Annotated in this window: 7 protein-coding genes; 1 reads left to right on the forward strand and 6 read right to left on the reverse strand. The window is 67.3% G+C overall.

All coding sequences use genetic code 11. The features are described 5' to 3' along the window. The 3 genes from RT662_RS10985 to RT662_RS10995 form a co-directional block, all read right to left on the reverse strand. Positions 1-2,081 (reverse strand): molybdopterin cofactor-binding domain-containing protein (locus RT662_RS10985; protein ID WP_313670746.1); only part of this gene is annotated, 2,081 nt, incomplete at its 3' end. A gap of 7 nt (positions 2,082-2,088) precedes the next feature. Continuing rightward, on the reverse strand, positions 2,089-4,320 hold the full coding sequence (locus RT662_RS10990; RefSeq protein ID WP_313670747.1) for a molybdopterin cofactor-binding domain-containing protein: 2,232 nt from the start codon (positions 4,318-4,320) through the stop codon (positions 2,089-2,091). Beyond that, positions 4,317-4,766, reverse strand: a complete 450-nt coding sequence (locus tag RT662_RS10995; protein WP_273434544.1) for a (2Fe-2S)-binding protein — start codon at positions 4,764-4,766, stop codon at positions 4,317-4,319. The genes RT662_RS10990 and RT662_RS10995 overlap by 4 nt, the downstream gene beginning before the upstream one ends. A 257-nt stretch (positions 4,767-5,023) precedes the next feature. Between RT662_RS10995 and RT662_RS11000 the strand changes: the two genes are divergently transcribed. Continuing rightward, the gene (locus RT662_RS11000; protein WP_313670748.1) at positions 5,024-5,887 is read left to right on the forward strand and encodes an alpha/beta hydrolase; all 864 of its coding nucleotides are present in this window, start codon (positions 5,024-5,026) and stop codon (positions 5,885-5,887) included. Here the strand turns inward: RT662_RS11000 and RT662_RS11005 are convergent. The 3 genes from RT662_RS11005 to ftsZ all read right to left on the reverse strand — a co-directional run. Beyond that, a complete protein-coding gene (locus RT662_RS11005) occupies positions 5,877-7,031 on the reverse strand; it encodes a DUF1501 domain-containing protein (protein WP_313670749.1) in 1,155 nt (384 codons plus the stop codon). The genes RT662_RS11000 and RT662_RS11005 overlap by 11 nt on opposite strands. Next, positions 7,028-8,470 carry a DUF1800 domain-containing protein gene (locus RT662_RS11010; RefSeq protein ID WP_313670750.1) on the reverse strand — a complete coding sequence of 481 codons (1,443 nt, stop codon included), beginning with the start codon at positions 8,468-8,470 and terminating at the stop codon, positions 7,028-7,030. The genes RT662_RS11005 and RT662_RS11010 overlap by 4 nt, the downstream gene beginning before the upstream one ends. A gap of 141 nt (positions 8,471-8,611) precedes the next feature. Then, a partial coding sequence (gene ftsZ / locus RT662_RS11015; RefSeq protein WP_313670751.1) for a cell division protein FtsZ occupies positions 8,612-9,964 on the reverse strand: 1,353 nt, incomplete at its 5' end.

Consider the following 9,964-nt stretch of genomic DNA (forward strand, 5'->3'; position numbering starts at 1 on the left):
GGCGCGACCGCCGGATAGGCCGGCTCACCCAGCCCCGTCACCGGATAATCCGGGGTGAGGAAAGCGACTTCGATTGGCGGGATCTGTTCGTTGCGCAGCATTGGCACGTCGCCAAAATTGCGCTGTTCGATGGCGCCGTCGGCAAAGGTGATTTCGTGGCCCATGCACGCGCCCAGCGCGTCGAGGATGCTGCCTTGCACCTGATTGAGCGCTCCGGCGGGATTGACGATCTGGCGGCCGATATCGCCGGCCACCCAGACCTTGTGCACCTTCACCGTGCCGTCCGCCGCCACACTGGCTTCGATCACATTGGCGAAATAGCCCAAATGGCTGAAATGGAAGGCGACGCCCAACCCGGTGCGCTTGGGCAGTTTGCGGCCCCAGCCGGCCATGGCGGCGGCCTTGTCCAGCACGGCGCGCATCCGGCCAGTGTTGTAGGGCCCGCGCGACTTGGGATCGCCGATGATGCGGGGAGCCCCTAAGAAATCGCGGCGATACTGCACCGGATCAGCGCCGGCAGCGTGCGCCAGTTCATCGATGAAGCCCTGGGTGACAAAGCCAAAGGCGTTGTTGGACGGCGCTCGCAGGAAGCCGGTGGTGTGGATCAGCGGCAACACGGTGGCGCCCAGCCGGAAATCCTCGACGATGCCGGCGGGGAAATCGGTGGGGCCAATACCGGCGGCGCGCGCGAACTTGCCATCGCGGCCATAGCTGATGAAGTGATTGTCCCACGCGATGCAGCGGCCTTGGGCATCCAGCCCGGCTTCCAGATAATGCCAGCCGCCGGGGCGCAGGAAATCCTGGGTGATGTCGTCCTCGCGCGTCCAGGTCAGCTTCACCGGCCGGCCGGCCTGCTTGGCGATGGCGGCAGCTTCCACCATGTAATCATTCTGCAAGCGCCGGCCGAAACCGCCGCCGACGCGCATCATGTGGATGGTGACATTTTCCGGCGGCACGCCCAGCAGCTTCGCCACGGCAGCGCGGCCCGGTTCCGGATTTTGCGTCGGCGCCCAGATCTCGACCTTGTCGCCATCGACCCGCGCGGTGCAGTTGATCGGCTCCATCGGCACGTGCGGGATGAAGGGGTAGGCATAGTCGGCGGCCACGCGCTTGGCGGCCTTGGTCATGGCCGCGCTCACATCGCCGCTGGCGTGGATCGGCAGGGCGGGCGGCTTGCCTTTGGCATCGGCCGCCAGCTTCGCCCAAGTGGCGGTGGACTGGAAGGCGGCGGGGCTGTCGCTCCACTCCACCTTCAGCGCCGCGCGGGCGCGTTCGGCGTGCCAGGTGGTGTCGGCCAATATGGCGACGCCGCTGGCCAGGCCTTCATACTCCTCCGTACCGGCCACGATGAACGCGTCCTTCACGCCGCCCATCGCCTTGACCGCCGCCAGGTTGGCCGATTTCACTTTGGCGCCCTGCACGCCGGATTTGTGGAAGGCGGCGTGGATCATGCCCGGCACCACCGCATCGATGCCGTAATCCTGCTTCCCCGCGACAATGGCGCGGTTGTTCACGCCGGGCTGGAAACTGCCGATCAGGCGGAATTTCGCCGGGTCCTTCACCGCCACGCCGGCCATGTCCGGTACGGGCAGGGCGGCGGCCGCAGCGGCAAATTGGCCGTAGGGCGCGCGTTTGCTGCCATGAACCACATGGCCCTTGTCGGTTGTGAGCTCACCCACCGGCACGCCCCACGCGGTGGCCGCTGCAGCCAGGATCATGCTGCGTGCGCCCGCACCCACACGACGCATTGGCTCATACTGGGTCGGCATTGCCTGGCTGCCGCCCGCCACCTGCCGGCCATAGATCTTGGCGTCGGCCAGAGTCGGCACGATCTCCACGGCGGCCCAATCGGCATCCAGCTCCTCGGCGATCACCATCGGCAGGCTGGTGCGGATGCCCTGGCCCACTTCCGGATTGCTGGCCATGATACGGATGCGGCCCGTCGCCGGAATCACCACCCAGGCGTTCAGTTGCCCCGCTTCTGCGGCGTCCGCGCGCTCGGGCGACAGGCCTAGATAAAGGCCGCCCCCAACCGCCGCGCTGGCAAACAGGAAATTGCGGCGGCTGAGCTGGATGTTCATAGTGGCCTCACGCGGTGAGCTGGCTGGTATCGAGCGGCAGTTGGCGCAGGCGCTTGCCCGTCGCCTGATAAATCGCGCCGGCCAGCGCCGGGGCGAGGCTGGGATAGGCCGGCTCGCCCAAACCCGTGGTCGGATAATCGGTGGACAGGAAGGCGACGTCCACTGCCGGCGCCATGTCCATGCGCGCGAGGTGGAAATCGCCGTAATTCTTCTGCTCCACCGCGCCATCGGCAAAGGTGATGCGCTGGCCCAGCGCGGCACCCAGCGCATCGATCACGCTGCCCTGCACCTGGTTTTCGGCGCCCGACAGGTTGACGATATGCTTGCCGATATCGGCCGCCACCCACACATGATGCACCTTCACGCTGCCATCATTGGCCACGCTGGCTTCCACCACATTGGCGAAATAACCGAGGTGGCTGAAGTGGAAGGCGATACCAAGGCCCCGCCGCGGTGGCAGTTTGCGGCCCCAGCCGGCCATTTCGGCCGCCTTGTCCAGCACCCCGCGCATGCGGCCGGTGTTGTAGGGCGTGCCCTTCATCGCCTCGCCGGTCTCGCCGCTGAACTCCTCGGCGATCGGAATGGCGCGTGGGCTTCCCAGCACGCCACGGCGATACTCCAGCGGGTCACGCCCGGCGGCAATCGCGCAATCGTCGATGAAGCCTTGCGTCACGAAGGCAAAGGCGTTGTTGATCGGCGCGCGCAGCCAGCCCAGCGTGGAAGCGATCGGCAACACCGTCACATCGGCGCGGAAATCCTTGATCACGCCCGACGGGAACAGCGATCCATCGATCACGGCAGTCGGATTGAGCGCACCATCAGCGCCGAAGCTGACGAAATGATCGTGCCAGGCGATGATGTCGCCCTTCTCGTCCAGTCCGGCCTCCAGCTTGTGCCAACCACCGGGGCGCAGCCAATCATGGGCGAAATCCTGTGCGCGGTCCCAGGTCAGCTTCACCGGCACGCCGGCGGCCTTGGCAATCACGGCGGCTTCCACGGCGAAATCATTCATCAGACGCCGGCCGAAACCGCCACCCGATCGCATCAGGTGGATGGTGACATTCTCCACCTTCAGGCCCAGCGCCAGCGCCACCATGCGGCGCGCATCTTCGGGCGTCTGCGTCGAAAGCCACAACTCGCACTTGTCGCCCGTCACATGGGCCGTCGCATTGATCGGCTCCAGCGCAGCGTGGGCGAGGAACGGGTAGCTGTAATCCGCCGTCACCTTCTTCGCAGCCGTCGCCATCTTCGCCGGTGCGTTGCCGTGGTTCATGTAACCGGGCTTCTGCGGGCCATCCTTGAACGCCTTGGCGGCGGCGGCTTCCCACGCGGCGGTAGACTGGAAGGCCGCGTCGCCGCCCTCCCAAACTGCCGCCAGCGCATCGCGGCCACGCAGTGCCGCCCAGGTGCTGGTGGCAAGCACGGCGATGCCTTCGGGCAGCACTTCGATGCCGGGCAAGCCCACATCGATCTGCGTCTTCAGATCGCGGCGCTCGGCGACGTTGATCAGGCCCTTAACGCCCGGCACCGCCAGCGCCCCGGCACGGTTGGCGCTCTTCAGCTTGCCGCCGAACACCGGGGATTTGGCGAACGCGGCATAGACCATGCCGGGCAGGCGGGTATCGATGCCGAACAACGGCTTGCCGGTGACCAGCGCGCGATTGTCTACGCCGCCGATGCGCGTGCCCAATATGCGAAACTGCGCCGGGTCTTTCAGGGGCAACGTCTCGGGCTTGGGTGGCGTCAGCGCGGCAGCGGCCTGCGCCATTTCGGCATAACGCGTGCTGCGGCCGCTGGCCTTGTGGTGCAGCATGGCGCTGCCGGTGCTGATCTCGCCCGCCGGCACGCCCCACGCATTGGCAGCAGCCTGCACCAGCATGGCGCGCGCGCCTGCGCCCAGCCGGCGCATGCGTTCAAACTGGGTGGGGGTGGCTGATGAACCGCCCGCCAGCTGCACGCCATAGGTGGCGCGGTCGCCCGGCACCGGCTGCACCGTCACCTGGGCCCAATCCACATCCAGCTCTTCCGCGATCATCATCGGGAAGCTGGTGCGCACCCCTTGGCCGATTTCCGGCTGGTGCGCGGCGATGACGATGTTGCCATCCGTGCCGATGCGCACGAATGCCGAAAGCTGCCCCGGCATCGCGGCCTTTGCGCCGCCGCCGAACTGCCAGCCCAGCGACAGCCCGCCGCCAGCCAGCACGCTGGCCTGCAGCACGGCACGGCGGTTCATCTTCATGCGGCAGCCGCCTGCTTGATGGCGGCGCGGATGCGCGTGTAGGTGGCGCAGCGGCAGATATTGCCGCTCATCGCCGCATCGATATCGGCATCGGTCGGCTTCGGCGTGGTGCGCAGCAGCGCTTCCGCGGCCAGCAACTGCCCGGCCTGGCAATAGCCGCACTGTGGCACATCCAGCGCCACCCAGGCATCCTGCAGCTTGCGGCCCCAGGCGCTGGCGGAAAGCCCTTCAATGGTGGTGATCTTGGCGGTGCCCACGGCCGAAACCGGCGTCTGGCAGCCGCGCACCGGTTCCCCATCCAGCTGCACCGTGCAGGCCCCGCAGAAGCCGGCGCCGCAGCCGAATTTGGTGCCGGTCAGGCCCAGCACGTCGCGCAATGCCCACAAAAGCGGCATGTCCGGATCGGCAGTGACGTCAACCGACTTGCCGTTGATGTTCAGCTTCATAATGCGGACTCCCCTGTGCGTGAGTATCAGCATAGCGGGAACGAAAGGGAAGGGGAAGAAGTGGCCTGCGGCGGGAAGGGTCGCAGACCCTGCACCCGTTCGATTTCAGCCAGCCCGCTTTCAAGAGCGCCTTCATGCTGGCACATGAGAGCCCAGCCCAACGAACGGGTGCAGGGACGAGTCCCTGCCCACGTCACCCCGGACGTGATCCGGGGCGGAGGCTTTCCTTTTCTCCTTCAACCCCTTATCGCGCCGGCATGATGTCCCGCCGCTCGCTCCTCACTGTCGCTGCCCTGTCCCCGCTCGTCGCCGCCTGTTCGCGGCTGGGGGCCTTGAACGGGATCAACAATCTCACCCCCGGTGATGGCGGGGTGAAGCAGTTGGTGGACGGCGCCGCGTTCGGATCTGATCCCCGTCAGACGCTGGAAATATGGGCGCCCAAGGGTGCGACCGGCAAACTGCCGGTGGTCGTGTTCTTCTATGGTGGCAGCTGGAACAGCGGCGGCCGCGATGGCTATGGCTTTGCGGCAAAGGCGCTAGCGGCGCGCGGTTTCGTGGTGGTGCTGCCGGATTATCGGCTGGTGCCGCAGGTGCGCTGGCCGACCTTTGTGGAAGATGGTGCGGCGGCGTTGAAGTGGGTGGCGGCCAATATCGCCAAACATGGTGGTGATCCAGGCCAAGTGGCGGTGATGGGCCATTCGGCGGGTGCGCATATCGCGCTGTTGCTGGCGCTGGATCGGCGCTGGGGTGTGGCGGATGGCATCAAGGCGGCGGTCAGCCTGGCCGGGCCGGCGGATTTCCTGCCCTTCGTGGCGGGCGGCGCGGCGGATGCTGCCATGGGCAATGCGGGCGATCTGGTGCAGACGCAGCCGATCCATTTTGCAAGGCTGGATGCGCCGCCCTTGCTGCTCCTGCACGGTGATGCCGATACGACGGTGCTGCCGCGCAACAGCCTGCGGCTGGCCAATGCGGTGACCGATCTGGGTGGCCGGGCCGAGGTGCGGCTTTATGCTGGCGTTGGCCACATCGGCATATTGCTCGCTTTGTCCAAGCCATTTCGCAGCAAGGCCAATGCGCTGACGGATAGCAGCAACTTCCTGCTGAAGACCCTTACGCCCTGACGATGGCCAACGGCGCTGCTGGCGCGGCGCTGAACACGCGGCGGCTGACCAGTGCCGGGTCAAGCCCGAACAGCCCGGCGGCGGCACCGGCAAAAAGGCTGTTGAGGCTGGTCGTTGGCAGCAGATCGCGGCCTTCGTAAAGAGTGCTCAAGCCCGGCCAATCACCCAGCACGCGGCCCGCTGCCGGGCCATCCTTCAATCGGCCGCCAGCCAGCAGCGCCGCGCTTGCCGTGCCGTGATCAGTGCCGCCGGTGCCGTTGGCCGCCACGGTGCGGCCGAATTCGGTGGCGGCGATCACCAGTGTATTGGCCCAGGCCGGGCCAAGGCCCTGTTTCAGCGTGGTGATCACACCGTCCAATTGGCGCAACTGATTGCCCAGCCGCAGCGCCTGGCCGGCGTGCGTGTCCCAGCCGCCCAAATCGAGCACGGCGATGCGTGGGCCCGACGGATCGGCGAGCAAGCGGGCGGCGCTGGCGGCAAGGCCCTGCGGGTTGGCGCCGCCGCCGTCGCTGGCACCGGCCATCATTTCCGTCGTCATCGCCTCGCTCCACAGCCGGTGCAGCAGCGCGTCATTCTCATAGAGGGCCGCCACGCGCGCCTTCAGGCTGGCGCTGGCATCGGGCAGGCGACTGGGGGCAAAGCTGGTGGTGGGCGCTGGCCCGCGCAACAGGGCGGGCAGGGTGGCAGCAATGGCCACCGGCGGCGGTGCCGCCGGCAGCAGCGGCAGCAGCCGGTTCAGCCAGCCATCCTTGAGCGCATAGGCCGCGCTGCCCCCGGTTTCGAGGATGTTCTGCGCGTCGAAATGGCTGCGTTCGCGATAGGGGCTGGCAATGGCGTGGACCACCCCGGCCTCGCCCGCGGCAAACAGCCCGGCAAAGAACTTCAGCGCCGGATGGGCGGCGAAATCGCTGGTCAGTTTCAGCATGGGGCCGAACTGTTGGGGCGGCTGGGCGAGGCCCCCACGCAACTGGCTCAGGCGGGCATCGCCAATCGGCGGGATGGCGGCCAGCCCGTCCATGGCGCCGCGCAGGATGATGAACACCAGGCGTTGATCGGTGCCGGCCGCCGCCAGCGCCAGCTGTGGGGTGAGGGCAAAGCCACCCATGAGGGCGCCACGCGCCAGCAAGGAACGGCGATTGATCATCGGCGCAGAAACTCCGGAGCGACGAGCAGCAGCGCCAGTCCCTCGGCCGGGCTTTCGGCCCGCGCAATGGCGCTGGCGGTGGCGGCAGACAGGGTGCCGGGCAGGATGCGCGGGGCAAGGCTGCGCGCATCGATGCTGGCGGCCAGCGGCGCGGCGATACGACTGGCGACTTCGACGCGGCGCAGCAGCGCATCGGGCGCGGCCCAGCGCGCGGCGTCATCCTCCCAACCCGCTGGCGATCCCGGCCGCCAAACCGGCTGGCCGAGTTCGCGCAGCGCACCGATGGCCTGCAGCGGCGGCACGTTTTCACGGCCCAGTGCGCGCAGGGACGAAACCAGCCAGTCCCAAGGCGTCTTGAACTTGGCCAGCGATGTGGCCCAGCTTTCCGGCGCGTCGATCAGCGCGCGATAAAGTGACAGGAGTTGCCCGCCGCTGGCCAGATAGGCGGCGGCCATGCGATCAACCAGCGCCGGCGGCGGGGCATCGGCGACGAAATGCCGGGCGAGTTTTTCGGCAAGGCGGCGCGCAGTGAGCGGATTGAGCGCCAGATCATTGAGGATCGCCAGCGCCTGGGCTTCGCCGTTCTGGCGATAGAGGCGGCCGGCGACGCTGACATTGCCCGGTTCGTGCCAGGCCGGCTGAAAGACGAACTGCCCATCAGGCGCGCTTACCCCCAACGGCCGGCGTACGAAACCGCCGATGCTCCAGCCGGTGAGGGCGCGGGCGAGGCCGGCGACATCGGCCTGCGTGTAATTGCCGGCGCCCAGCGTGTGCAGTTCGAGGATTTCGCGAGCGAGATTTTCGTTCAGGCCGGGCTGACGGGGTGCGTTCCGGCGTCGGGCAGCTTCGGCCAGCAGGCTGTTCGGACCGATTGATTGCGCCTGATCGAGATAGAATTGCATCCCCGGATGGCGGGTGACGGCGAGCAGCATGTCGACGAACCGGCCGGCGATGGTGGGACGGATCGCTTCGAATTCCAGCGGGCCGCCCATGGTGGCGGTGGCGAGCTTGTCGGTGGAAATGGCGAAATGATTGGCCCAGAAATGCACCAGCCGTTCGGCAAAGGGCGTCGCGCTGGTGAGCGCCAGCGTCAGCCGCGCACCCACTTGGCCGCCATAGGCCTGGGCAAAGGCCTGGCGGCGCTCGCGTTGGGCCTGGTTGGACCCCATCTCGTTGGCTGCTTCGGCTTCAGCGCCTTTGGGCGGTTCGGGATCGCCGGGGTGGCGGGCGCCGACCACGCCCTGCCGGCGCAGCTGCGCCAGATTCTGCCGATATTGCAGGGTCATCGCCGCAGCATCGGGCAGGGCGGTGATCACGACCGGGCGTGGATCAAACTGGCGCACCTGTGCCAGCAGCCAGCCGCGCGGATCGCCCGGCGCGGCATCGCCGGGCCGGGCGCCAAGGCCGAAGCGATTGAGGGCGATGGCAGCAAGGCTCATGCCATCAACAACGCGCCAGTGCGGACTTTCCCCCGCGCAAAAAAGGCCCGGCTGTTGCCAGCCGGGCCTTGATCAATTTGCAGATGGAAGGGTCTGCAACGGGTTGCGGGGCGCGTCCACCCGCTGCAGCCCAAGCGCGCGTCAGCGGTTCACCTGCCGCTTCATGAAACCGGGCACATCATCATCACTGGCCTGCGGCGGTTCCGGCTGCGGTGCCAGCGTTGCCGGCGGTGCTTCGGGAGCGCGCGGCTTGCGGCTCATGCCCATCATGCGTTCAAACAGGGTCAGCGGGCGATCTTCGGCCACCGGCTCGGGCGCCGGGGGTGCGGGCGGGTTCACCGCCGGGCCAGCGACCGGCGCGACCGGCGTGAAAGTGAAGCTGGTCTCCACCCGTTCGCCCATTTCGGCCAGGTCCATGGCGTCGTCTTCCAGCGCTTCGGCGGGTTCGGGCAGCTTGGCTTCGACGGTATTGAGAACGCGTGCCACGGCTTCTTCGCCTACGGGCAGATCAAGCGTCGGGGCCAGCGGTGCTTCGCTGATCGGGGCAGGTTCCGGCTGCACTTCAGCCACCGGTCCCAGTTCCGGTTCAGGCTGGCTGATCGGCGGTGGCATGGTGAAGATGCTGGGCTGCGACAGGAAGGCCGGGGCGGCGGCCTTCTTCTGCGGCGCCGGCACCGGCATCGGGCGGCTGGCGGCATCGATACCGGTGGCGACCACGCTCACCCGCATCAGGCCATCCAGATCCTTGTTGAAGGCGCTGCCCACGATGATGTTGGCTTCGGTATCGACCATGTCGCGGATGTAGGAAGCGGCTTCGTCCACTTCCATCAGCTTCAGATCGTCGCCGCCGGTGATGTTGATGATGACACCCTTGGCGCCGCGCATCGACACTTCGTCGAGCAGCGGGTTGGCGATCGCCTTTTCGGCGGCTTCGATGGCACGGCGTTCGCCCGTGGCTTCACCAGTGCCCATCATCGCCTTGCCCATTTCGGACATGACGGTGCGGATATCGGCGAAATCGAGGTTGATCAGGCCGGGCATGATCATCAGGTCGGTGATGCCGCGCACCCCCTGGTGGAGCACCTGATCGGCCATCGCGAACGCTTCCTTGAAGGTCGTGTTGGCGTTGGCGATGAGGAAGAGGTTCTGGTTGGGGATGATGATAAGGGTGTCGACGACCTTCTGCAGTTCGGCAATGCCTTCCTCGGCGGCGCGCATGCGCTTGTTGCCTTCGAAGGTGAACGGCTTGGTCACGACGCCGACGGTCAGGATGCCCTTTTCACGCGCCGCGCGGGCAACGACGGGTGCGGCACCGGTGCCGGTACCACCGCCCATGCCGGCGGCGATGAAGCACATGTGTGCGCCTTCGAGGCTGGTTTCGAGCTGGTCGAGGGTTTCTTCGGCAGCGGCGCGGCCGATCTCGGGGCGGGCGCCGGCGCCGAGCCCTTGCGTGATCTTCATGCCGAGCTGGATGCGGGTTTCGGCCTTGCTGGC

Source organism: Sandarakinorhabdus sp. (assembly GCF_032115815.1).
Classification (GTDB): Bacteria; Pseudomonadota; Alphaproteobacteria; order Sphingomonadales; family Sphingomonadaceae; genus Sandarakinorhabdus.